The organism is Streptomyces davaonensis JCM 4913 (assembly GCF_000349325.1).
In the GTDB taxonomy this organism is placed as follows: Bacteria; Actinomycetota; Actinomycetes; order Streptomycetales; family Streptomycetaceae; genus Streptomyces; species Streptomyces davaonensis.
Window position 1 is genome coordinate 275,170 of record NC_020504.1, and the last position, 21,749, is coordinate 296,918.

The 21,749-nt window shown below is 70.2% G+C and carries 24 protein-coding genes and 1 pseudogene; 17 read left to right on the plus strand and 8 right to left on the minus strand.

Features of this window, described 5'->3' with window-relative positions:
• Positions 1 to 307 precede the first annotated feature (307 nt).
• The 10 genes from BN159_RS01225 (at position 308) to BN159_RS01265 (ending at position 9,443) form a co-directional block, all read left to right on the plus strand.
• A complete protein-coding gene (locus tag BN159_RS01225) occupies positions 308 to 556 on the plus strand; it encodes a hypothetical protein (protein WP_015655044.1) in 249 nt (82 codons plus the stop codon).
• Positions 556 to 1,296: a peptidoglycan recognition protein family protein gene (locus BN159_RS01230; protein WP_015655045.1), complete on the plus strand. Its 741-nt coding sequence runs from the start codon at positions 556 to 558 to the stop codon at positions 1,294 to 1,296. The genes BN159_RS01225 and BN159_RS01230 overlap by 1 nt, the downstream gene beginning before the upstream one ends.
• Before the next feature lie 73 nt (positions 1,297 to 1,369).
• Positions 1,370 to 2,944: a family 10 glycosylhydrolase gene (locus tag BN159_RS01235; RefSeq protein ID WP_015655046.1), complete on the plus strand. Its 1,575-nt coding sequence runs from the start codon at positions 1,370 to 1,372 to the stop codon at positions 2,942 to 2,944.
• Positions 2,945 to 3,162: 218 nt separating this feature from the next.
• The gene (locus tag BN159_RS45580) at positions 3,163 to 3,702 is read left to right on the plus strand and encodes a hypothetical protein (RefSeq protein ID WP_157901051.1); all 540 of its coding nucleotides are present in this window, start codon (positions 3,163 to 3,165) and stop codon (positions 3,700 to 3,702) included.
• Between the two features lie 620 nt (positions 3,703 to 4,322).
• Positions 4,323 to 4,643: a rhodanese-like domain-containing protein gene (locus BN159_RS01240; protein ID WP_015655047.1), complete on the plus strand. Its 321-nt coding sequence runs from the start codon at positions 4,323 to 4,325 to the stop codon at positions 4,641 to 4,643.
• Positions 4,644 to 4,684: 41 nt separating this feature from the next.
• The gene (locus BN159_RS01245) at positions 4,685 to 5,914 is read left to right on the plus strand and encodes an NAD(P)/FAD-dependent oxidoreductase (RefSeq protein WP_051113449.1); all 1,230 of its coding nucleotides are present in this window, start codon (positions 4,685 to 4,687) and stop codon (positions 5,912 to 5,914) included.
• A 126-nt stretch (positions 5,915 to 6,040) separates the two neighbouring features.
• The gene (locus tag BN159_RS01250) at positions 6,041 to 7,426 is read left to right on the plus strand and encodes a rhodanese-like domain-containing protein (protein ID WP_015655049.1); all 1,386 of its coding nucleotides are present in this window, start codon (positions 6,041 to 6,043) and stop codon (positions 7,424 to 7,426) included.
• Positions 7,427 to 7,512: 86 nt separating this feature from the next.
• Positions 7,513 to 8,094, plus strand: a complete 582-nt coding sequence (locus tag BN159_RS01255; protein ID WP_015655050.1) for a rhodanese-like domain-containing protein — start codon at positions 7,513 to 7,515, stop codon at positions 8,092 to 8,094.
• Positions 8,091 to 9,011 (plus strand): sulfite exporter TauE/SafE family protein, encoded by a 921-nt coding sequence (locus BN159_RS01260; RefSeq protein WP_015655051.1) that lies wholly within the window; start codon positions 8,091 to 8,093, stop codon positions 9,009 to 9,011. The genes BN159_RS01255 and BN159_RS01260 overlap by 4 nt, the downstream gene beginning before the upstream one ends.
• A 141-nt stretch (positions 9,012 to 9,152) precedes the next feature.
• Positions 9,153 to 9,443 (plus strand): hypothetical protein, encoded by a 291-nt coding sequence (locus BN159_RS01265; protein ID WP_015655052.1) that lies wholly within the window; start codon positions 9,153 to 9,155, stop codon positions 9,441 to 9,443.
• 11 nt (positions 9,444 to 9,454) lie between these two features.
• Here the strand turns inward: BN159_RS01265 and BN159_RS01270 are convergent, their stop codons facing one another.
• From BN159_RS01270 to sqr, 3 genes are read right to left on the minus strand one after another with little or no spacing between them, the layout of a single operon-like run.
• On the minus strand, positions 9,455 to 9,928 hold the full coding sequence (locus tag BN159_RS01270) for a DsrE/DsrF/DrsH-like family protein (protein ID WP_015655053.1): 474 nt from the start codon (positions 9,926 to 9,928) through the stop codon (positions 9,455 to 9,457).
• 14 nt (positions 9,929 to 9,942) lie between these two features.
• Positions 9,943 to 10,260 carry a TusE/DsrC/DsvC family sulfur relay protein gene (locus tag BN159_RS01275; RefSeq protein ID WP_015655054.1) on the minus strand — a complete coding sequence of 106 codons (318 nt, stop codon included), beginning with the start codon at positions 10,258 to 10,260 and terminating at the stop codon, positions 9,943 to 9,945.
• A 12-nt stretch (positions 10,261 to 10,272) separates the two neighbouring features.
• Positions 10,273 to 11,514: a type III sulfide quinone reductase, selenoprotein subtype gene (gene sqr / locus BN159_RS01280; protein ID WP_041820600.1), complete on the minus strand. Its 1,242-nt coding sequence runs from the start codon at positions 11,512 to 11,514 to the stop codon at positions 10,273 to 10,275.
• Positions 11,515 to 11,789: 275 nt separating this feature from the next.
• Between sqr and BN159_RS01285 the strand changes: the two genes are divergently transcribed.
• From BN159_RS01285 to BN159_RS01300, 4 genes are all read left to right on the plus strand, one after another.
• Positions 11,790 to 12,242, plus strand: a complete 453-nt coding sequence (locus tag BN159_RS01285) for an OsmC family protein (protein WP_015655056.1) — start codon at positions 11,790 to 11,792, stop codon at positions 12,240 to 12,242.
• On the plus strand, positions 12,239 to 13,933 hold the full coding sequence (locus tag BN159_RS01290) for an aminotransferase class V-fold PLP-dependent enzyme (protein WP_015655057.1): 1,695 nt from the start codon (positions 12,239 to 12,241) through the stop codon (positions 13,931 to 13,933). The genes BN159_RS01285 and BN159_RS01290 overlap by 4 nt, the downstream gene beginning before the upstream one ends.
• Before the next feature lie 50 nt (positions 13,934 to 13,983).
• The gene (trxA, locus tag BN159_RS01295) at positions 13,984 to 14,364 is read left to right on the plus strand and encodes a thioredoxin (RefSeq protein WP_015655058.1); all 381 of its coding nucleotides are present in this window, start codon (positions 13,984 to 13,986) and stop codon (positions 14,362 to 14,364) included.
• A 69-nt stretch (positions 14,365 to 14,433) separates the two neighbouring features.
• Complete coding sequence (locus BN159_RS01300) at positions 14,434 to 14,721, plus strand: metal-sensitive transcriptional regulator (protein WP_015655059.1); 288 nt, start codon at positions 14,434 to 14,436, stop codon at positions 14,719 to 14,721.
• 525 nt (positions 14,722 to 15,246) lie between these two features.
• Here BN159_RS01300 and BN159_RS47835 read toward each other — a convergent pair.
• The 4 genes and pseudogenes from BN159_RS47835 to BN159_RS01320 form a co-directional block, all read right to left on the minus strand.
• A pseudogene (locus BN159_RS47835) lies at positions 15,247 to 15,744 on the minus strand (AraC family transcriptional regulator); the annotation flags it as partial.
• Positions 15,745 to 15,841: 97 nt separating this feature from the next.
• Positions 15,842 to 16,420 (minus strand): TetR/AcrR family transcriptional regulator, encoded by a 579-nt coding sequence (locus BN159_RS01310; protein ID WP_015655062.1) that lies wholly within the window; start codon positions 16,418 to 16,420, stop codon positions 15,842 to 15,844.
• A 77-nt stretch (positions 16,421 to 16,497) separates the two neighbouring features.
• Positions 16,498 to 17,388, minus strand: coding sequence for an SDR family NAD(P)-dependent oxidoreductase (locus tag BN159_RS01315; RefSeq protein WP_015655063.1), 891 nt, complete (start codon positions 17,386 to 17,388; stop codon positions 16,498 to 16,500).
• 507 nt (positions 17,389 to 17,895) lie between these two features.
• Entirely contained in the window at positions 17,896 to 18,771 is an 876-nt protein-coding gene (locus tag BN159_RS01320) for a LysR family transcriptional regulator (RefSeq protein WP_041820604.1), read from the minus strand.
• 122 nt (positions 18,772 to 18,893) lie between these two features.
• Here BN159_RS01320 and BN159_RS01325 point away from each other — a divergent pair, with 122 nt between their 5' ends.
• The 3 genes from BN159_RS01325 to BN159_RS47640 all read left to right on the plus strand — a co-directional run bounded on the left by BN159_RS01325 (position 18,894) and on the right by BN159_RS47640 (position 20,907).
• Positions 18,894 to 19,892 carry an NADP-dependent oxidoreductase gene (locus tag BN159_RS01325; RefSeq protein ID WP_015655065.1) on the plus strand — a complete coding sequence of 333 codons (999 nt, stop codon included), beginning with the start codon at positions 18,894 to 18,896 and terminating at the stop codon, positions 19,890 to 19,892.
• Positions 19,889 to 20,290: a nuclear transport factor 2 family protein gene (locus BN159_RS01330; protein WP_015655066.1), complete on the plus strand. Its 402-nt coding sequence runs from the start codon at positions 19,889 to 19,891 to the stop codon at positions 20,288 to 20,290. The genes BN159_RS01325 and BN159_RS01330 overlap by 4 nt, the downstream gene beginning before the upstream one ends.
• A 206-nt stretch (positions 20,291 to 20,496) precedes the next feature.
• Complete coding sequence (locus BN159_RS47640; RefSeq protein ID WP_078598977.1) at positions 20,497 to 20,907, plus strand: HNH endonuclease; 411 nt, start codon at positions 20,497 to 20,499, stop codon at positions 20,905 to 20,907.
• Positions 20,908 to 21,234: 327 nt separating this feature from the next.
• On the opposite strand, the gene BN159_RS01335 is transcribed toward BN159_RS47640, so the two are convergent.
• Entirely contained in the window at positions 21,235 to 21,693 is a 459-nt protein-coding gene (locus BN159_RS01335; RefSeq protein WP_015655067.1) for a MarR family winged helix-turn-helix transcriptional regulator, read from the minus strand.
• Between the last annotated feature and the right edge of the window lie 56 nt (positions 21,694 to 21,749).

The window sequence follows — 21,749 nt, forward strand, 5'->3', positions numbered from 1 at the left end:
AGCTTGCAGGAACGCAGTTCAGGTGTGCTTCTCTCCCCCGAACCGCCCAGGCGATCGGCAACGATGGTGCTCTTTGAACTTGGCTCTGACCGCGATTGCGTGAAGGACCTCCGGTGGTGAGGAGGTGTGCTGCTTGCACGAGTTGGCGTGCGAGGGCGCGGGTGGCACTCGGCGAGGCCGATGATGTCGAGCTGTCCAAGTCCCAGATCAGATCGTTTGGTAATGCGTCGGACGACTACCGCCGTCTTGACTGGAACCTGTCAAGGTATCGACAATTGCCCGTACCTCCCCACCCCTTGGAGGACCGTTGCCCCACGGCCCGTCTCGCCGCGCGACACTGCTGGCGGCAGCCGCCGGCGCGTTCGCGCTGCCAGCCATCTGTTCCGGACCCGCGCGTGCCGACACCCCCCTCCCGCCGGGACGCCGTGAACTCCCCATCGTCACGCACTCCCGCCACCCCGGCGCCGTCCACGGCCCCGAAGCCGCGCGCGGCGCCCACACCGAACCCCTCAACGCCGCCGTCAACTGCGCCCTGGACCGAGGAGGGCGGAACTGATGGCCACGTTCGTCACCCGCTCCCAATGGGGCGCCAGGGCACCCAAAAGCGTCAGCAACGACATCACCCCGGCCCAGGGCGGCGTGGTCGTCCATCACGTCGACGCCGTGAAGGTGGCCAAGGCCAATCACGCCGACTGCGCCGCCCAGGTGCGGGGCATCCAGAACTTCCACATGGACTCCAACGGCTGGTCGGACATCGCCTACAGCCACCTCGCCTGCGTCCACGGCTACCTCTTCCAAGGCCGCGGCGAGTACGTCCGCACCGCCGCCCAGGGCACCACACAGGGCAACGACGACTGGTACGCGGTCTGTGCCCTGACCGGCGGCACCGCCAGCAGCTACGACACCATCACCGCCGGGCTCATCGACGCCGTCCGCCACGGCATCAACCGCCTGCGGGTGTCGGGCGGCGCCGCGCGGGCCATCACCGGCCACCGGGACCACCACGCGACGGCCTGCCCGGGCAACCTGTACGCCAGGGTGCTCAGCGGCGAGGTCAACCCCGGCGGCGGCCCCCTGCCCTACCCCGGCGTCAATTTCCGCCAGCCGCCGACCTTCGTGCATGCCAGCGTGGCGACCTGGCAGTACCGGATGAACAGCGCGCACGGTTACTCCCTCGCCGTGGACGGCCAGTACGGGCCGGGATCCGACTCCGCCTGCCGCAGCTTCCAGTCGAGCAGGGGTCTGAGCGTGGACGGCGTCGTCGGGCCGGCCACCTGGGGCGCCACGTTCGCCTAGAGCCGGCCAGAGCCCCCGCCTTCCCACGGCGTACGCCCGCAGCCGACGAACTCCACCGGGGGGACACCTCGACATGCGTTTGCCTCGCGTACTCACGATCCTGGCGGCGAGCCTCGGCCTGCTCCTCGGCGCGGTCACCGCGCCACCTGCCCACGCCCGTGCCGACGACGGCGCGGCGGCGCCGGCCCAGTGGCGCAGCTACTGGGTGGACGCGTTCAACCCGGGCATCTACACACCCGCCCAGGTCACGGCCCTGGTCGAGGACGCGTTGGACGTCAACGCCAACGTCCTGATCGTGCAGACGGCCCGGCGCTACGACTGCTTCTGCAACAACGCCCTGTACCCGCGCACCGACGCCGCGATCGCCCCGGAGCCCTACGACCCGCTGGCGGAAGTTGTCCGGCAGGGACACGCGGCCGGGCTGCAGGTGCACGCCTGGGTCAACGTCAACACCATGTGGAACAGCAGCACCCCGCCCCGCTCCCCGGCCCACGTCTTCAACCAGCACGGCCCGAACGCCACCGGAGCCGACCGCTGGCTCAACAAGAAGGCCGACGGCCAGGAACGGGTGGGTGCCAACGCCTATGTGGACCCCGGCCATCCGGCGGCCGTCGACTACATCGTCCGCGGCATCCAGAGCATCGTGCGCAACTACGACGTGGACGGCGTCAACCTCGACTACGTCCGCTACCCGGACGGCAGTTCCACCACCACCCACAGCGACTGGGGCTACAACGCCGTGTCCGTCGCCCGCTTCCAGCAGACGACGGGCCGGACGGACGTACCCCTGCCGTCCGACACCGCCTGGAGCGACTGGCGGCGCAGCCAGGTCACCCAGCTGGTGCGCAGGATCTATCTCGGAGTCTGGGAGGTCGACCCGCGGGCCCGCCTGTCGATGGACGCCATCACCTACGGACACGGGCCGCAGGCGGTCGGCGGCTGGCGGGCCACCCGCACGTACGCCGAGGTCCTGCAGGACTGGGCGGGATGGCTGGACGAGGGGATCATGGACACCGCCGTGACCATGAACTACAAGCGCAACTGGAGTCCGGACCAGGCGCAGATGTTCTCCGAGTGGTCCGAGTTCCTGGCCGACCACCAGGGCGAGCGGCAGGCGGTCAACGGACCCGCCCTGTACCTGAACGGCGTCGCGGACTCGCTCAGCCAGGTCAGGGAGGCGCTGAGCCCCAGCGCGGCAGGCAACACCGCGGCCGGCTGGAGCGGCTACTCCTACGCCGCCCCCAGCAAGGACGTGGCGGCCAACGGCGTGGCGGCCGAGCGGGCCAAACTGGTGCAGGCGCTGACGCGGGGCGAGGACGCGCCGTTCAGCAACGAGGCGGCGGTGCCCGGCATGCCGTGGAAGACGGCACCCCGGGACGGGCACGTGACCGGCAGGCTGGTGCTCCGGAGCGGCGACCCGCTGGACCAGGTACCGGTGACGCTCGCCCCGCTCACCGGCGGCGGCCGCAAGACCGCCCGGCTCAGCGACGGCTCGGGCTGGTTCGGCTTCGCCCATGTGCAACCAGGTCTGTATCTCCTCACCCTCTCCCTGCCGGAGGATGTGATCGGCGCTCCGAAGACCGTGGTGAGAGTGACGAAAGGCAGCATCGCGAAAACGGCGTTCCCGCCGTTCCTCACCATGCCATGACGCCCGCAACTGCGACTGTAGGGAGCACAGCACCGACCCGGACGGGGCCGCTCAAGCCGTCGCGTCACGCCCGCCGTCCTCGGGGACGACTTCACCGGACGCGACCCCTCCTCGTTCCGCGACCGCAGGGCTCATACGGTCGGCTCGAGGTGTGTAGTGGCACCGGGCCTGGCCTCACCGCTCGCCATGTCGTGGTGCCGCCCGAGGACCACTCACCCTTGGCGTCGGCGGATACGACGTACACCCGCACGCCACCGCCCGCGGTGGCCGAGCACGCCGGCGCCCGCGTGATCCGCGCCCGTGACCTCGCCGGACTCCACGTCCAGCGCCGCCCCGCCAGCGTGTGCTTCACCTTCGCCCTGTTCACCGAAGGCGAGCCCCAGCAGGGCGCCGCCGCAACCCACCAAGCACTGGGCCACGCCAGCCGCGTCGACTCCACACTGGTGACCTCCCGGCTCAACACCCTTTCGGACGCCGCCCGCCCCTACCGGGCCCCTGCGGTGGGCGATGTACGCACCCGTGCGGCGACCTCGCTGCCGCCCGGCATGCCACCGTCGCGGCCTGAGACCATCGCACGCCAGGGAAGCACTCCCGACGCAGTCCCCCGAACCAGCTGTCCCCCGCCCTCCCCCGCGCCGACGGCGACCCGCTCTCGGCGTACGAGAAGCGGCGCCGTCCGCCGCTGGACGTCTGGCGCTGGCACCACCCGCTGCACGGCGGCGGCAGTCACCTCCGGCCCGACGAGCCGAGGGCATTGAAGGAGTGGATTCTCCTACGAACCCGCAGGCACCGCAGAAGGCAATCGCACGCCGACACACGCAAGTCAGCCGGGGCCAAGACCGGGGCAACAGAGAGGGTCTCCCCCGCACTCGAGTTGAGATCCCGTTCGATCAGAACCGCCCGTTTCTGGGCCGTCGAACGGTGCTCAACTACAACCAACGCTGACAACCGGCGACGGCTAGTTCGCAGGTCGCAGCATTGACCACCCACATGGCAGCTCGGTGCAGGCGGCCGCGGCACCGCCGCCTCCCCCGCGGCCACAGCATCGCCGGCTACGCGTCCGGGCGCTCCCGCGTCCGCCTGGTCTCGCACAGCGGAATCACCCTGGCACCGATCCCGGGGTGGCCGGCCGCGAGCGATCAACACCGATCACACGCAGGACCTCCTGCGGCCTGTTCGGCCGACCTGATACACCGGCGTACCGCGCGCGGACGCGGAGGTCGACCAGCCGCGAGGCGCGCCGGCGCGTTCCCGGACCCGCGTCGAGCCGAGCCCTTACCCCTCGGGTAAATACCCCCAGGGGTATTTGACGCTACCCCGTTGGCCGCCGTACTCTCGCCAGAGAGATACCCCCGGGGGTAATTGAGGAGGTAACGAAATGGCTCGTGAAGTGACACAGGAGGCGTTCGCCGCGGCGTGGGCCGACGGCCCGCTCACGGTCGACGTACGGGAGGCGGAGGAGTACGCGACTGGGCACATCCCCGGGGCACGGCTGATGCCGCTGCGCACCGTGCCCGCCCGCCTCGGAGAGCTGCCCACCGACCGACCGGTGTACGTGATCTGCGCCAGCGGCAACCGCAGCAAGACGGCCGCCGACTGGATGACCTCCCAGGGCATCGATGCCTACTCCGTGGCCGGCGGCACCGGCGCCTGGGCCCGCGGCGGCCGTCCCGTCGCGGCCGGTATGCACGCGGCCTGACGCCCCCCGCCCCGCACGGCCCCATGGGAAAGGAGCCCGACTTGGCCGCCACCCCCTCCCCCACCGACGAACCACTCGTCGGCCGTCATCGAGTCGCCGTCATCGGCGGCGGCAGTGCCGGCATCAGCGTCGCGGCCCGCCTGCGCCGCGCCGGCGTCCGCGACATCACCCTGATCGAACCGTCCGACACGCACTGGTACCAGCCGCTGTGGACCCTGGTCGGAGGCGGCCAGGCGCCCCTGCGCATCAGCCGTCGCCCCGAGGGGTCGGTCATACCCGACGGTGTGCGATGGATCCGCCGCCGCGCCCTGGCCGTCGACCCCGACACCCGCGTGGTGACACTCTCCGACGGCGCCGAACTCACCTACGAGCACCTCGTGATGGCGCCGGGCCTGCACCTGGACTGGGGCGGCGTGCCGGGGCTGGCGGAGGCGGTCGGTCACGACGTGGTGAGCAGCAACTACGCACCCGAGTACGCCCCGCGCACCTGGGAGCTGATCCGGCAGATGCGCTCGGGCACGGCCGTCTTCACCCACCCGGCGTCCCCGCTGAAGTGCGGCGGCGCCCCGCAGAAGATCGCCTACCTGGCCGCCGACCACTGGCGCAGGCGGAAGGTGCTCGACAACATCCGGATCGTCCTCGTCCTCCCCGACCCGACGATGTTCAAGGTCCCCGCCTGGTCTCAGGTACTGGAGAAGGTGGCCGACCGGTACGGCATCGAGGTGCGGCTGCGCTCGGAGATGACCGCCGTCGACGGCAACCGCCGCGAGATCAGCGTCGCCGACCACGCGAGCGGCACGAAGGAGACCCTCGGCTACGACTTCCTGCACGCCGTGCCGCCACAGCGCGCCCCCGACTGGGTCAAGACCGGTCCGCTCGCCGATCCGGCCAGCCCGCAGGGTTTCGTCGCCGCCGACCGGCACACCCTTCAACACCCGACCTATGACAACGTCTTCGCCCTCGGCGACGTGGCAAACCTGCCCACTTCCAAGACCGGCGCGGCCGTACGCAAGCAGGCCCCGGTGGTCGCGGCGAATCTGCTGGACGTGATGAACGGCCGCTCTCCGTCGCGCCGCTACGACGGCTACACATCCTGCCCGCTGGTGACGGCCCGCGACCGGATGCTGCTCGCCGAGTTCGACTACGACCTGCGCCCCTCGCCCACCTTCCCGCTGATCGACACGTTCAAGGAGCGGCGGGACATGTGGGTGTTCAAGAGGTACATACTGCCGCCGGCGTACTGGCACGGCATGCTCACCGGCCGCCTCTGACCGGCCGGCCCGGGCATCCCCCGACCCGGGCCGGCCACCGCCCCGCCCTCCGACAAGGGCTGACCAAACCCTTCTGTATACCCCCCGGGGTAATTCATTCCCATGCGACCTGGAGGTCACCCGACCATGTTCTTCGCCCAGTACTACCTCGACTGCCTCTCGCAGGCGTCCTACTTGATCGCCGACGAGACCACGGGCCGGGCCGTCGTCGTCGACCCGCGCCGCGACGTCTCGGAGTACCTCGCCGACGCCGCTGCCCACGGCTTCACCATCGAGGCCGTCGTCAACACCCACTTCCACGCCGACTTCCTCGCCGGCCACCTGGAGCTGGCCGACCGCACCGGCGCGTGGATCGGCTACGGGCAGCGCGCCGAAGCCGAGTACCCCATCCGCAAGCTGACCGACGGGGAGCGGATCAACCTCGGCGACGTCCAGCTCCAGATCCTCGAAACCCCGGGCCACACCCCCGAGTCGATCAGTGTGCTGGTGTACGAGCACACCGGCGACACCGTCCCCTACGGGGTGCTGACGGGTGACGCGCTGTTCATCGGTGACGTCGGCCGGCCCGACCTGCTCGCCTCGATCGGCGTGACCGCCGACGAACTCGGCCACATGCTCTACGACACCATCCAGCACAAGCTGATGGCCCTGCCCGACGCGGTCCGGGTCTTTCCCGCGCACGGGGCCGGCTCGGCCTGCGGCAAGAACCTCTCCACCCAGCGCCAGTCCTCCATCGGCGAGCAGCGCGTCACCAACTACGCCTGCCGCCCGATGAGCGAAGAGAAGTTCGTCGAGCTGGTGACGGCCGGACAGCCCTCCGCGCCCGCCTACTTCGTCTACGACGCCATCCTCAACCGCAAGGAGCACGGCCTGTTCGACGCGGCGGCCGCACCGCAGCCCCTGTCGGTCGAGGAGTTCATGCAGCGGCGCGCGGCCGGCGCGGTCGTCCTCGACGCCCGTTCACCGCAGGACTTCGCGCCCGGGTATCTGCGCGGCTCGGTCAACGTGCCCGCGGACGGCCGCTTCGCCGAGCAGGCGGGCATGGTCGTCGGCCCCGAGCAGGAGGTCGTCGTGGTGGCGCCGCAGGACCGTGAGGAGGAGGTCGTCACCCGGCTCGCCCGGATCGGCTTCGACAAGGTCGGCGGGTATCTGCGCGAACCCGAGGGCGCCTTCCCCGCCCTGGCCGACGACATGGTGCAGGCCAGCCGCCTGACCGCCGACGAGCTGCGCGGGCTCCTGGACGGCGGCGAACCTCCGCTGGTGCTCGACGTGCGCAACACCGCCGAACGCGAAGAGGGCTTCATCGAGGGCTCGCTGCACATCCCGCTGGCCGAACTGGCACGCCGCCTGGACGAGATCCCGGCCGACCGGTCCCTGGTCGTGCACTGCGCGGGCGGCCACCGCTCCTCGATCGCCGCCAGCCTGCTCCGGCACAAGGGCCGCACCGACGTCTCCGACCTGCTCGGTGGCTACGGCGCCTGGCTGGCCCAGCCCGCGCCCGCCGACGTCTGACCCGCCGCGCCCCGGGCGGCGACCGCGGCGTCGGCCGCCGCCCGCCCATCGACACAGAACGCTTCACCGACAGCAGGGAACCCCCGATGACCCTCCACGCCGACAAACCACGCCTCGACCCCGCCGCCCTGCGCGAGCTGACCCGCTCCGGCGAAGGCCCGCGCCTGCTGGACGTGCGCACGCCCGGCGAGTTCCGCACCGCCCACATCCCCGGCTCCTACAACGTCCCCCTCGACACCCTGCGCGAGCACCGCGCCGAGCTGCTGAACCACCTCGACGAGGACGTCATCCTCGTCTGTCGCTCCGGCGCCCGCGCCGCCCAGGCCGAACAGGCGCTCGCCGAGGGCGGATTGCCCAACCTGCGTGTCCTCGACGGCGGCGTCATGGCCTGGGAGTCCGCCGGCGGCCCGCTCACCCGCGGGCCCGCCCGCTGGGACCTGGAACGCCAGGTCCGGCTCGTCGCCGGAAGCCTGGTGCTGGTGACCGGGGCCGCGGGCCTGTTCGTGCCCGGGCTGCACCTGATCGGCACGGCCGTCGGTGCGGGGCTGACCGTCGCCGCGCTCACCAACACCTGTGCGATGGGCATGCTGTTGTCGAAGCTGCCCTACAACCGCGGCCCGCGCACCGACCTCGACACGGTGGTCGCCGCCCTGAGGGACGCCCCGTGATCGCCGCCGTCATCGCCGCGTCCCTGCTCATCGGCGTCAGTCTCGGAGTCCTGGGCGGCGGCGGGTCCATCCTGACCGTGCCCATCCTGATCTACCTGGCCGGAATGGAGACCAAGGAGGCCATCGCCACCTCGCTGTTCGTCGTCGGCGTCACCAGCGCCGCGGGCGTCGTCTCGCACGCCCGCGCCGGACGCGTTCGGTGGCGTACCGGGCTGCTGTTCGGTCTGGCCGGCATGACCGGCGCCTACGCGGGCGGACGCCTGGCGGGGTTCATCCCCGGCACCGTCCTGCTCATCGCGTTCGCCCTCATGATGATCGCCACCGCCGTCGCCATGATCCGCGGCCGCCGGAAGGCAACGACGAAGACCCATCACGAACTCCCCGTCCTCCACGTCCTGCTCGACGGCATCGTCGTCGGGCTGGTCACCGGACTGGTCGGCGCGGGCGGCGGCTTCCTCGTCGTACCGGCGCTCGCCCTGCTCGGCGGCCTGCCGATGACCGTCGCGGTCGGCACCTCCCTGCTGGTCATCTCCATGAAGTCCTTCGCAGGGCTGGCCGGTTACCTCGCCACCGTGCACATCGACTGGGGCTTCGCTGCGCTCGTCACGGCCGCCGCCGTCGTCGGCAGCCTGCTCGGCGGCCTGCTCGCCGGGCGCATCCCGCAAGACGCGCTGCGCAAGTCCTTCGGCTGGTTCGTCGCTGTCATGGGGGTGTTCGTCCTCGGCCAGCAGATCGGCTCCGATCTGCGTCACACGCTGCTCACCAGCCCTTGGACGTGGGCCTGCGCGGCCGCGGCGGCGGGTGTCGGGGTCAGCTGGTACCTGCTCAGGCGTATCGCGCGCACGCCGGAGCGGACGAGCACCACCCCGGCGGTGCCGGACACCGAAAGCCCTGACTCCCTCATCACCCGCCCCTGAGCGCAGCGCCGCGGAGCAGGCGTCCGTGCGAGGGAACAATGCGGACTCGCGGAGCGCTGTGACAAATACCCCTCAGGGTATCCAGGTCGCAGACAGCGCGACCGGGGACTGCCACTCACCCGGCGAAGGAGCGTGAGCACGATGGCGACCACAGACCGTGACCGGCCCGCTACGAGCGGGGACAGCTACGTCGTGACCACCTGCGGGCGCAGGATCGGCGTGCGGCGCCTGGAGCTCGCGCCTGCGGAGCGGCCCATCAGCCGGGTCGCTCTGGACGTGGGCCGGGACCAGGGCGGCGAACCGGGAGTGTGGGCGGCCCTCACCGCCGACGAGGCACGTGACCTGGCCCGTCTGCTCCTCCTGCACGCCGCCCTGGCCGAGCGCGGCACCGAGCCCGTCGAGGCGACGCGGGAGGAGGCCCCCTCACCGTGAAGCCGGATAGCTCAGGTGTAGATGATCTGGCCGGCGGCCGCGCGTTCGTAGAACTCGCCGACAGTGATGATCCCCTGCACCTGCTCGACGAGGTCGTCCTTGTCGAGTTCGAAGAGGTCCACCGACGCCTTGCAGGCGTAGATGCCCGCGCCGGTGTCGGCGATCATCTCGATGAACTCGGGGATCGGCGGGATGTCGAGCCGGTCCATCTTCCGTTCCATGTAGCGCGTGACCAGGTCGGGCACGCCCGGGAAGCCGCCCAGCAGGGTCGGCAGGTGCAGCCCGGGGTTGCCGACCGTGGCGAGCTTGATGTGCTCCCAGCGCTTCTTCGTGATGGCGTCAAGGCCGAAGAAGGTGAAGAACAGGTCGGCCTCGATGCCCTCGGCGCGGGCGCCGTTGGCCATGATCAGGGCTGGGTAGATCCCCTCGAGTGACCCCTTGGAGACGATGATCGAGACCTTCTCGATCGTGGCGGTGTCGGCCATGAGCGCACGCTCCTTCAGATGCAGCCGCGGGGCTTGGGGATGCCGGCGATCCTCGCGGCGGTCTTCGCAGGCCCCTTGGGGAAGAGCTGGTAGAGCTCCTTGACGCTGACGCCGGAGGTCTTGCCGAGCACGCGCACGGTGGGGCCGGTGCCCTTGGCGGCGTACTGCTCGCGCATGAAGCGGATGACCGTCCAGTGCCGGTCGGTCAGCGCCTCGATGCCGGCTTCCGTGGCGATCTGCTCGGCCATCGGCTCGGTCCAGCGCGCGGGGTCGGTGAAGAAGCCCTCGTCGTCGACCGGGACGGCCGTGTCGGCGTAGGTGGCGGTGGGCATGTCGGGGTCCTCTCAGAGGGCTACGTGGTTCTTGCCGCGCTCGGGCATGGCCGAGCCGATGCCGGGCAGCTCCCGGCCGGGCAGCAGGCTGTGCCAGTACAGCCACTCGAAGGCGAGCTTGCCGAGGTGGGCGGCGTGCGACTCCTTCAGCAGCGGCAGGCCGACCAGGCCCGGGAAATGGCCGGGCAGCGGCTCGGTGTCGTAGTTGAAATCGATGAGCAGGGCCTTGTGGAAGCCGGTCTCCACAAAGCAGTTGGCGTGTCCGTCGAAGGACGCGTCCAGCGGCCGTCCGGTCAGGAACCGGCCGATGTTGTGCACCAGCACCTCACCCTCGAAGTGCGCCACCGAACCCGCCTTGGACGCCGACAGGCCCGCCGCGTCCCCGATCGCGAACACCTCCGGGTGGCCCGGGAGCTGGAGCGTGTGCGGATCGACGGGGACGAAGTCGAGTTCGTCGCCCAGGCCCGCGGAGCGGCCCACGTACTCCGCTCCGCCGTGCAGGGGCACGACGACCGCCAGGTCGAAGGGCACCTCGCGCTCGTCGTACGAGACGAGCCGACCGCCCGCCCCGTCGACCTCGCCGAGGGTGAACTCGGTGACCAGCTCGACCCCTTTGTCCCTGAGGAGCCCGCCCAGCGCCTTCGCCGCGACCGGCTTGGTGAACGCACCGTCCAGCGGAGTGACGTACGTCAGCTCGACTCGGTCCCGGAGCCCTCGCCGCTGGAAGTACCAGTCGGCGAGGAAGGCGAATTCCAGTGGGGCGACCGGACACTTGACCGGCAGGTCGGCCACGTCGATCACCACGCGGCCGCCGTCGAAACGCTCCAGCGCGTCGTGCAGGCCGGCCGCGCCGGGCAGGTCGTAGAAGGTGAAGACCTTCTCCCCCCAGCCGGGACCGGTCAGCCCGTCGGTCTCCTGCGGCAGCAGCCTCGCTCCGGTGGCGACCACAAGGACGTCGTACGACAGCCGGATGCCACCGGCGAGGTGGACGGTCCGCGCGTCCGGGTCGACCCGTTCGATCCGCGCCTGCTTGTAGTCGACGGCCGCCTCCAACTGCCGGGGCCGGGAGCGCACCAGGTGGTGCGGTTGGGCGAGCCCGAACGGCACGAACAGCAGTCCGGGCTGATACAGGTGGTCGTCGTCCTGGTCGACGACCGTGATCCGGCACTCGTCCCGGTCGTACGTGCGACACAGTCGGTTGGCCGTCATGGCGCCGGCGGTTCCGCCGCCGAGAATCACGATGTGTTTGCCCATGTCCCCACTGTCGTGCGGGAGATGACGGCCGGACATGGGCCACTGGTCCCCGCTCCAGTACCCACCCGGGTATGTCATCGACCGGGCCCACCGGCCCTCCGGAGCCCAGTTGCCCGCCCCGAATGCCCTGGTAAAATACCGGGCAGGGTATCTCGTCGCGACATAGGACGCGAGGGCCGAACGGTCCCCGCAGCACCCCGCCGGCCCCTCCCCCGGCCCCGCGCTCAGCGGTCGACTGGAATCGGACAGCCGACACCAGCGAGAAGGGCCCGGCCATGACCGGCAGCACACCGCAGACCGTCAGCACGAACCACACCGACTCCATGGACGTGCACCACCTGGAGGTCGTCCATGTCGAGCGCGACGCCTACACCGTGAACGTCCGCGGTCACCGCCTCCAGGTCGACCAGCCCGTCGAGGCGGGCGGCACGGACACCGCACCCACTCCCACCGAGCTCTTCGCGGCTTCGCTGGCCACCTGCGTGGCCTTCTACGCGGGCCGCTACCTCCACCGCCACAACCTGCCCCGAGCCGGCCTGCGCGTGCGCACGGAGTTCACCATGGCCACGGACCGCCCGGCGCGTGTCGCCTCGCTGCGCCTGCTGATCGTCCCGCCGCCGGAGCTGCCCGAGCAGCGCCGCGCCGCGCTGCTGGCCGTGGCCTCGCGCTGCACGGTCCACAACACCCTCCACGAGCCACCCGAGATCGACATCGAGCTGGAACCATGACCACGACCTCGGCACCGACCGCATCGGCACTGCTGGACCGCATCCGGGACGGCCTCATCGGCGACGACGAGGTACTGGAGGGCCCTTACGGCCCGAAGCGGATCGTCTACGCCGACTACACCGCCTCGGGCCGCGCCCTCGACTTCATCGAGGACTTCGTCCGCGAGCAGGTGCTGCCGCGCTACGGCAACACCCACACAGAGAGCTCCAGCACCGGCCTGCAGACGACCCGGCTGCGCGAGGACGCCCGCCGGATCATCCGGGACGCGGTCGGCGGCACCGAGGACGACCTCGTCCTCTTCTGCGGATCCGGCGCCACCGCCGCGGTCAACAAGCTGGTCGGCATCCTGGAGCTGCGGCACCCGGACCGGCCTGCGCCGGCCGAGCGGCCGGTGGTGTTCGTGGGCCCCTACGAGCACCACTCCAACGAACTGCCCTGGCGCGAGTCCATCGCCGACGTCGTCGTGATCGACGCAGACGCCGACGGCCACATCGACCTGGCCGCTCTGGAGGCGGGGCTGCGGCGGTACGCCGACCGCCCGATGCGCATCGGCAGCTTCTCCGCGGCCTCCAACGTCACCGGCATCCTCACCGACACCGAGCGCGTCGCGAGGCTGCTGCACGCCTACGGCGCCCTGTCCTTCTGGGACTACGCGGCGGCGGCACCGTACATCCCGATCAGGACGGCCCGGAGCGCCCCGGGTGTCGAGGACCACAAGGACGCGCTGTTCCTGTCCCCGCACAAGTTCGTCGGCGGCCCGCAGACCCCTGGGGTGCTCGTCGTACGGCGCGAGCTGGTGCGCAACCGGGTGCCCACCGTACCCGGCGGCGGCACGGTCGCCTTCGTCGATCCGCTCGGCCACCGCTATCTCGATGATCCAGTGGCCCGCGAGGAGGGCGGTACCCCCGCGATCGTCGAATCCATCCGGGCCGGGCTCGTCCTCACCCTCAAACAGGCGGTCGGCACCGACACCATCCAGGCCGCCGAAGAGCGCCACTGGCGTCGCGCACTCGCGGAGTGGGACCGCAACCCCGGCATCGAGATCCTCGGCAACCACGACGCCCGCCGCCTGTCCATCGTCTCCTTCCGCATCCGCCATGGCGAGCACACCTGGCTGCACCACAACTACGTCGTCGCCCTGCTCAATGACCTGTTCGGCATCCAGGCCCGCGGCGGCTGCTCCTGTGCGGGGCCCTATGGCCATCGCCTGCTGGCCATCGACGCCGCCACCTCGCACGCCCTGCTCGACGAGGTCGTGCACGGCTGTGACGGCATCAAGCCCGGCTGGACTCGCATCAACTTCAACTACTTCATCAGCGACAGCGTCCGCGACTACCTCATCGACGCCGTCGACCTGATCGCCGCCCACGGTCACCGTCTCCTGCCCGACTACCGCTTCGACCCGCACACCGGACAGTGGCACCACCACGCCGGCCCCGCCGACCCGCCGCTGCGGCTGACCGATGCGCGCTTCACCGCCGACGGCGAGCTCGCCGCCCCGGCCGTTCGCCATCGCCGGCTGGGGGAAGAGGCCCTGCCCGGTCAGCTCGACCGCGCCCGCGAGGTGCTGGCCGCTCGCCGCGACCGTCTCGATGGCGGCCCCACCGGACTGCCGGCCGACTTCGAGCGCATGCGCTGGTTCCCTCTTCCTCCCGTCTGCCTGGAACAAACCCGGACCGACGCTGGTTGAACCCAGCACATGCACATACCCCACCGGGTATATGGAAGCGGAGGGGCCCCATGCCGACCGTCGAACTGACCCAGGACAACTTCGAGGAGACCGTCACCGGCTCCGCCATCGTGCTCATCGACTTCTGGGCCGCGTGGTGCGGACCGTGCCGGATGTTCGGACCCGTCTACGAGAAGGCCTCGGAGCGCCACCCGGACATCGTCTTCGGCAAGGTCGACACCGAAGCACAGCCCGAACTCGCGGGAGCCTTCCGCATCTCGTCCATCCCCACCCTGATGGCCGTCCGCGACCGGACCGTCCTGTACGCACAGCCGGGCGCGCTGCCTCCTCAGGCGCTGGAGGAGCTCATCGGCAAGATCCGGGCCGTCGACATGGAGGACATACGCCGGAAGGCGTCAGCAGGCTCGGCGGAGGCAACGAAACAGGTGTGATCCTTAGCGGTCGACGCCGCACCGAACCGGGACGTACAGTACCCCTAGGGGTATTTTCGAGGAGTGAACGTGGATCTGGAGCTTGAGGGTGCGGACCTGAAGGCCGTGCTGAACCGGCTGCGCCGCGCGCAGGGCCAGATCTCCGGGGTGATCCGGATGATCGAGGAAGGGCGCGACTGCGAGGACGTCGTCACACAGCTCGCCGCCGCCTCGCGCGCGCTGGACCGCGCCGGATTCGCGATCATCGCGACCGGCCTGCAGCAGTGCGTGATCGACATCGAGTCCGGCCGCAAGAACGGCGAGGACCCGGAGGCCATGCGCGCCCGCCTGGAGAAGCTGTTCCTGTCCCTGGCGTGATCCAGTCGCACACGGACGGCATGAGCTGAGCAAGAAAGCAGCCTCAACCACCGGAGGCGCATTTCCGCATGGCCTTCGACGACTCACGCCTGACGGCCGCATCGCAGTCGGCCCCGTCGAGCAACTGACCCGCATCGTTGATCGAGTGGGCGACCGCACTGAGTTCAAGGGGCGCACCGCAGTGGACTCGCCGAACTCAGACGTCGGCGCCATCCTGGTGGCCAAGCCCGATGACGGCTGCCCTCTTGCGTACGCTCATTCACGTTCACGCCCCTCGGTGACGGCACGTCGGCCCGCCCGCTGCGGGCCTTGGCATGCACCAGAGCACCGCACCCGGTACGGCTGCAGCAGGGGCGCTGCAATGGGCCGCAAGGCCGTTTGCATCTGGTGCAAACCACTGTTGCCGCCCACCAGCCCGGTCTACGGTGTAGAGCGGCCTTCCCCTGAGAACACCGACGCGCGCGCCTCCACATGGTGATCCAGCTTGATCTTTAACCTCCGGTGTCGCCGGTGCGTCGAACTTGATCATTCGGTCACGTCCACCGTGGGCCACGCCGCGGCAGTGCGGAACGTGCTGGGGCTCTGGCCCTTGTGGCGTTTGAAGGCGTCGGCGTAGCCGACGCTCTTCGCGATCTGGGCGATGCCGAGATCCGTGTCGGCCAGGAGCATCTCGGCGTCGTCCATGCGCCATTCGGTGAGATAGGCAAGGGGCGCGCGGCCCATCAGTCGGGTGAAGCGTCTTGCGAACAGTGCCCAGAAGACGCCTGCTTGCGCAGCCAGCGACGCGACCGTCCAGGTATTGGCGGGCTGGCCGTGGAATGCGCGCAGAGCCGGCGCGAGGACCGGGTCGGCGAGGCCACGCTACCAACTCGGGGCGTCCGCGCCGACCCGATCGAACCAGGTGCGCAGTGTGCACATCAGTGCCCAGTCGAGGAGCCGGTCCCTCAGTGCCTGCGAACCGGAGGAGAGCCGGGCGGCGTCGGCGGCGGAGATCTCCAGCCAGGCGCAGACGTCAGCGTCCTCAGTGGGGAGTGTAAATCTAACGGCGGATCCGACGATCATGGGAGAGACGTCAAGTGACTGCAACCGCCGTGGAGTTGGAGACCGTGGGGCGGGTCGCTTACGCGCTCGGTGGTGTCGTGCGCAAGCCTTCGAGGAGAGCGGCGAGGTAGCGGTGTGCGGCGTCGGCCCGGTCGGCGGGGGTGCCGCCGTGGACGCTCACGGCGTGGGCGATGCCGCACATGAGCGGGACGAGGTCGGCGGCGGCGAGGTCGGGGCGGACCACTCCGGCATCGCGGGCCCGGGCGAGCAGGGTGGCGCCGGCCGACGCGAGTGACTTCTTGAGTTCCGTGGTGCGCGGCACGGCGTCCGTGGCCGCGGCGGCGACGGGGGGCAGGGCGGCGTCGGTGACCTGCGCCTCGACGGTGTGGAAGAGGAAGCCCGTCAGGCTGCGCCAGGGGTCGGCATCGGTCAGCGCCTGCTGGCCGTGGGCGGCCAGGGCCTCCAGGCATGGGGCGGCGACGGTCTCCAGCAGCGCCTCGGGCGTGGCGAAGTGCCGATAGACGGTGCCGACCCCGAGTCCTGCCCGGCGTGCGACGTCGTTGAGCTGCAGTGGGGTGCCCTCGTCGACCAGGTCGCGGGCGACGGAGACGATCCGCTGCCAGTTGCGGGCCGCGTCCTTGCGTAGAGGCGTCGTCATGAGGCCATGCTAATCGGATGGTTCATCCGGATAGTTCCGCCGCCCGCCCGGTGGCCGCCCCGCCGCGCGTATGACGCTCAGTTGAGGGCGAGCGGTGCGTGCCGTTCGCTGAGTCGGCGTACGGCTTCGGCGACGCGGAGGTCGGCCGCCGCGCGGTGCGGGGCGACTGGGTGTGCCTGGGCGCCGATGACGATGCCGGTTCGGCCCGTCAGTGTGTCGTCGGTGGCGGCCATGATGGAGGGCCTGGCTGCCGCGGATGCCGGACCCGAGGTCGAGCGTTCGAATGTGCGGCGCACCAAGGGCCACAGCAGCCGCAGGGCGGGTGAGACGATCTTCGGGTCGGTCATGGTGCCGTTGGTCATGTCGGTCGCGGCCCCTCCGGGATCGGCGGCGAAGACCGAGACGCCGGTGCCGTCCAGCCGGGCTGCCAGGTCCAAGGTGTAGGCCAGGTTGGCGAGCTTGGCGCGACCGTACCAGTGGAAGCCGTAGTAGCCGCCCGGCGGCTCGATGGCGTCGAACACTCGCTTGCCCAGGGCGACTGCACCCGACGTCACGTTCACGATCCTGCTCGGCGCACCGGCCGTGAGTGTGGGCAGCAGCAGTTCGGTCAGCAGGTAGGGCGAGAGGTGGTTGACGACGAACGACGCCTCGACACCGCCCCGGGTCTGGCGCTCGGCGAACATCGCCCCGACGTTGTTGACCAGCACCGTCAGCGGTTCCCCCGAGGCGGCGTGGTCGGCCGCGATCCTACGGGCGAGCGCACGCACCTGGTCGAGCGCGGCGAGGTCCGCGGACAGGAAGCGGGCCGGATGCACCGGGCCCGTCGTGTTGATCCGCTCGACGGCCTTGGCTCCCCGTTCGGCGTCGCGCCCGATCACTGTGACCGCGAACCCGGCGACGGCCAGCCCCAGCGCCGTCTCCAGGCCGATGCCCCCTGTTCCAGCCGTGACCACTGCTGTCTTCTTCATGTGCTCCTCCACCCCGGCAGCCAATCGGATAGATCATCCACTTAGTCCCGGACGGTAGCACACATGCGGATGAACTATCCGGTTGAGGCTTCGGCGCAGCGGCGGTCCGCCCGCCGACAGGAGACAGGCGGATGCCTGGGGAATTGCGTGACGTTTGCGCTGGGGAATCGCGTGACCGTCGGCACAGGCCGAACCGGCGACCGCGCTCGACGTCGAACACCACCTCCACACGCAGGGGTTCGCTGCTCCACAGAACTCAAGCGGGGGCGCGACCGCTGCCGCCGCCGATGCCGAAGAGTGGCCCCTGGTGTCCGCCTGCCCGTTGGTGCACTCAGACGAGTACGCGGAAAGGGGCCCTGGCCGGGGCCCCGAGTCGGGCAGCCTGGTCGAACCTGCCGTGGTCGCGTCCCGCTCGCGCGTTGGGGCGAAGTCGACGCCGCGCTCGGGTTGTACCCCTCAGGCCGGACGACGCCTGCCGGCCATGGTCATCGCCCGGCCCGGTCCCGGTCAGGACGGCGGGGCGGTCAGGACGGCCTTGGCCGCCAGCCGGAGATTCCTGATCATCCGATTCGGGTCGCCCTTGCGGCTGACCAGGACGACCCTGCTTGGGGGTGCGCCCTCGATCGGGATGGTGACGAGGTCGGGACGTAGTGAGCTGCGCCGATCTCCGACCGGCAGTACGGCGATCGCCCTGCCACTCGCGACGAGTTCGAGCTTGTCCTCGTAGCTCTCGACCGGCGGCACGCCGGCCCCGAGGATGCGGTAGGAAGTCCAGTCCGCGGTCTCGAACGCGCACGGCGCCGCCTCTTCGCCGGCCAGTTCTTCCGCGGTCACCGACGCGCGGTCGGCCAAGGGATGACCGTGCGGGACCACGAGCATCCGGGGCTCCTCGTACAGCGGGGTGGTGAACACGTCGTCGGCGGCGAGCGGCAGTGGGGCCCGCGCGATCAGGGCGTCGACTCGCTTGTCGGTCAGCGCCCCGACGTCGCGGCAGCTCAGGTACCGGGTGGCGATCTCGGCGTCCGGGTAACGGCGGCGCAGTTCCCGTAGGGCGGGAGTGATCACCAGGTCTTCGACGTAGCCGATGGCGATTCGTTCGGTCTCGGCTTGTTCACGCACGGCCAGCTCGGCCTGACGGGCGGCCTGCAGCAGGGCTTGGGCCCGGGGGAGGAATGTCTGGCCGGCCGGAGTGAGCCGGGTGCCGTGGGGGGTGCGGTCCAGCAGTCGTGTGCCGAGATATTTCTCGAGCCGTTGGATCTGGCGGCTCAGCGCCGGCTGGGCCACGTGCAGGTCGGCGGCGGCCCGGCCGAAGTGCTGGTGCGCCGCCACCACGGTGAAGTAGCGCACCAGCCGCAGTTCCAGGTCCTGTCCGAGATCGTTCACCCGTGCAGCGTACGTGTCATGCCGTTTCGGAATGACGAGGTTGCCGAACCGGTCTTGGACGGCCATGCCGCCCTGGATCTTGACTGAAGGAGCAATGTCTCCCCGAGAAAGCGACAGGCGCGATGAAGGCGATCCAGTTCCACGAAGCAGGCGGGCCGGAAGTTCTGCAGTACGACGAGGTGCCGGTCCCCGAGACCGGCCCGGGTGAGGTGCTCGTCCGGGTGCACGCGGTGGGCATCAACCCGCCGGACTGGTACCTGCGTGAGGGGATGAAGGTCATGCCGGCCGAGATGAGGCCGGTGCTGGAGTTCCCCCTGATCCCCGGAACGGACATGTCGGGCGTGGTCCAGGCGGTCGCTCCGGACGTGCGGGGGTTCGCCGTCGGTGACGAGGTCTTCGGCATGCTGCGGTTCCCCGGATTCGACGGCCGGACGTACGCAGAGTACGTGGCCGCGCCGGCTTCGGACCTGGCTCACAAGCCGGCCGGTATCGACCATGTGCAGGCGGCCGGGGCGCCGATGGCCGTGTTGACGGCCTGGCAGTACCTGGTCGATATCGGCCACGACGTGCCGTCTCCCTTCACCGGCCAGGTGCACCAGCCGGTGCCGATCACGCCAGGGATGACCGTGCTGGTCAACGGGGCCGCCGGCGGAGTGGGCCACTTCGCGGTGCAGCTGGCGAAATGGAAGGGGGCACACGTCATCGCGGTGGCCTCAAGCCGGCACGAGCAGTTCCTGCGCAAGCTCGGCGCCGACGAGTTCATCGACTACACCAGGACGCAGGCCGCGGACGTGGTCAGCGGCGTCGACCTGGTGATCGACACCGTCGGTGGCCCGGACAGCTCACGCTTCCTGACCGTGCTCAAGCGCGGCGGCACCATGCTTCCGGTGTTCTTCGCCCAGTACGACCCCGAAGAGACGGCGCGTCTGGGCATCACTGTCTCCAACATTCAGGTACGTTCCAACGGCCCCCAGCTCGCCGAGATCGGGCGCCTCTTCGACGAGGGCAAGCTCCAGGTCGGGGTGGACAGCGCCTACCCGCTGCCCGAAGCGGTCAGCGCACACAGGCGAGCCGCGCAGGGCCACATCCAGGGCAAGATCGTGCTGACGGTGCTCTCGTGACCGCCGAACCCCAGCAGGCCGTGGCGCACTACGCCCACGCCCTGGACGAGCTCAATGTGCCCGAGCTGGAAGCGGTCCTGACCGAAGACACCACCTGGACCTTCACGATGCCCGGACAGGGAGTGCTCGGCCCATTCGCCGGACGCACGGCGGTGCTCGAGTTCATCCGTGACGGGCACACTGCCCAGGCCGGAAGGGTGCGGCACCACCTGGGCAACGTCGTGGTCACGGCGACGGACGCCGCCACCGCCGAGGTGCGGGCCTATCTGCTGCAGACGAGGAACACCGGCGAGAGCATCCAGACGATCTCGACCGGCGTCTACACGTTCAGCCTGCGCCGGTCCGACGGTGAGTGGCGGATCGCCGAACTCATCCTGACCCTGGACAACGCCTTGTAGGACGACGCCAGGCAGTGCATCCGGTGGATCGTCGGATGCCTGCCGACCGCGCCCGGGTGCCGATCGGGGCGACGACGAACAGCACGGCCCTGTGCAGGGAGATGATCAGCCGGTCGACACGTTGTCGAGCGCCAGCAGGCTCGGCTGCCCCATGACAGATCGGGAAGGCGTCGGGGACAGCCACAGTGGTGACGGCCCTCCAACGGATGCAGGGCCGCAGCCCTCCACGTGGACAACAGGCAGACGGCCACAGCACCTGGCACGGGAGAAAACGCCGCTGTGCTCATCATCAGCGGCCTGGCGGTAGGCGCCGTGCTCCTCGCCGACGCGGGGGTAGTTCGTCCAAGGACGGGCAGAGCCGGAGCTGGTCTGGTGCTCCCTGTCCGACGCGGGTGGTTCGCACCTCGGGCGTCGCGGCGCAACCAGATGACGTTCACGATTGGGTGAACTGGTTCTCGGTCGCTTCGCGTGCGCTCAACGTGCACCACGTCGTCTACCGGCGTGCAGGTGGCTCCGACGAGTGGAAGAACCTGGAACTCCGACGCACCGCCTGTCACCAGCAGCACCACGCTGGTGATCACCGGAGAGGGCAGTGTCAGCCCTCGCGGCCTGCTTGAGCCGTGTGCGTCGAGAGACGCACGCACGGTTCTGAGGGGGCGGGGACGCAGCAATGCGTCCCCGCTACCCGACACGCCTGCCGCAGCACTCCGAAGCCCATCTGAACTGGGCACTCATCACCATCATGACCCGGCGCCCCACGCGCAAGAAAACCGCTGCCAGCTGGACGAGGCGGCAGGCGGAACCTTCTCCCGACGGAGCCGGGAAGGGCTCATCGCAAAAGAGGGCGTAGTCGGGGGCTGACGGTTTTCGAGGTCGCCTGCACGGACTTTCACGTTCGCCTGCACTCCTGTCCGGGCGCTGCGAGACGTGCGCCGAGGAATGAGCTATGCACCGTCGTTGCCATCGCGCAGGGAATGAATCATGCTCTGCAGGATCCGGAACGCGGCTGACTGCTCGGTCTCGGCCAGGCCGGCCAGCATTCTGACCTCGACGGACCGGACCGCTACGGTCGCCTTCTCCAGGCTCCGTCGGCCGCGAGGCGTGAGCCGCGCGGGAAGCACCTTCCCGACGGGCGCCTCCGCGGGCCTGGTCACGTAGCCCTCCCGTTCCAGGGTCTGGAGCAGCACGTTCATCGTCTGCCGTGTCACGAACGCGCCCCGCGCGAGCTCGGAGTTCGACAAGCCCGGCCGTTGAGCCAGCAGCTCGAGGCAGGCGTAGTGCGTCACGCTCATCCCAAGTGGCCGCAGCACCTCCTCCATGGCTGCGCGCAGGGCGCTCGAAGTCTCTTTCAGCAGGTAGCCCAGTGATTTGTCCAGGTCGACGCCGACAGCTCTTTGACTCATGTCAGGATTCTGACATACGTTGGCCCGTGTCAGGAATCTGACACGAAGAGAAGGAG

Coding starts and splice junctions, on each gene's coding strand:
- BN159_RS01255 (WP_015655050.1), top strand. CDS start 7,513: ATGACCCTCCACGCCGACAAACCACGCCTCGACCCCGCCGCCCTGCGC.
- BN159_RS01230 (WP_015655045.1), top strand. CDS start 556: ATGGCCACGTTCGTCACCCGCTCCCAATGGGGCGCCAGGGCACCCAAA.
- BN159_RS01250 (WP_015655049.1), top strand. CDS start 6,041: ATGTTCTTCGCCCAGTACTACCTCGACTGCCTCTCGCAGGCGTCCTAC.
- sqr (WP_041820600.1), bottom strand. CDS start 11,514: ATGGGCAAACACATCGTGATTCTCGGCGGCGGAACCGCCGGCGCCATG.
- trxA (WP_015655058.1), top strand. CDS start 13,984: ATGCCGACCGTCGAACTGACCCAGGACAACTTCGAGGAGACCGTCACC.
- BN159_RS01240 (WP_015655047.1), top strand. CDS start 4,323: ATGGCTCGTGAAGTGACACAGGAGGCGTTCGCCGCGGCGTGGGCCGAC.
- BN159_RS01315 (WP_015655063.1), bottom strand. CDS start 17,388: ATGAAGAAGACAGCAGTGGTCACGGCTGGAACAGGGGGCATCGGCCTG.
- BN159_RS01270 (WP_015655053.1), bottom strand. CDS start 9,928: ATGGCCGACACCGCCACGATCGAGAAGGTCTCGATCATCGTCTCCAAG.
- BN159_RS01265 (WP_015655052.1), top strand. CDS start 9,153: ATGGCGACCACAGACCGTGACCGGCCCGCTACGAGCGGGGACAGCTAC.
- BN159_RS01285 (WP_015655056.1), top strand. CDS start 11,790: ATGACCGGCAGCACACCGCAGACCGTCAGCACGAACCACACCGACTCC.
- BN159_RS01325 (WP_015655065.1), top strand. CDS start 18,894: ATGAAGGCGATCCAGTTCCACGAAGCAGGCGGGCCGGAAGTTCTGCAG.
- BN159_RS01235 (WP_015655046.1), top strand. CDS start 1,370: ATGCGTTTGCCTCGCGTACTCACGATCCTGGCGGCGAGCCTCGGCCTG.
- BN159_RS01335 (WP_015655067.1), bottom strand. CDS start 21,693: ATGAGTCAAAGAGCTGTCGGCGTCGACCTGGACAAATCACTGGGCTAC.
- BN159_RS01275 (WP_015655054.1), bottom strand. CDS start 10,260: ATGCCCACCGCCACCTACGCCGACACGGCCGTCCCGGTCGACGACGAG.
- BN159_RS01310 (WP_015655062.1), bottom strand. CDS start 16,420: ATGACGACGCCTCTACGCAAGGACGCGGCCCGCAACTGGCAGCGGATC.
- BN159_RS01290 (WP_015655057.1), top strand. CDS start 12,239: ATGACCACGACCTCGGCACCGACCGCATCGGCACTGCTGGACCGCATC.
- BN159_RS47640 (WP_078598977.1), top strand. CDS start 20,497: ATGCAGGGCCGCAGCCCTCCACGTGGACAACAGGCAGACGGCCACAGC.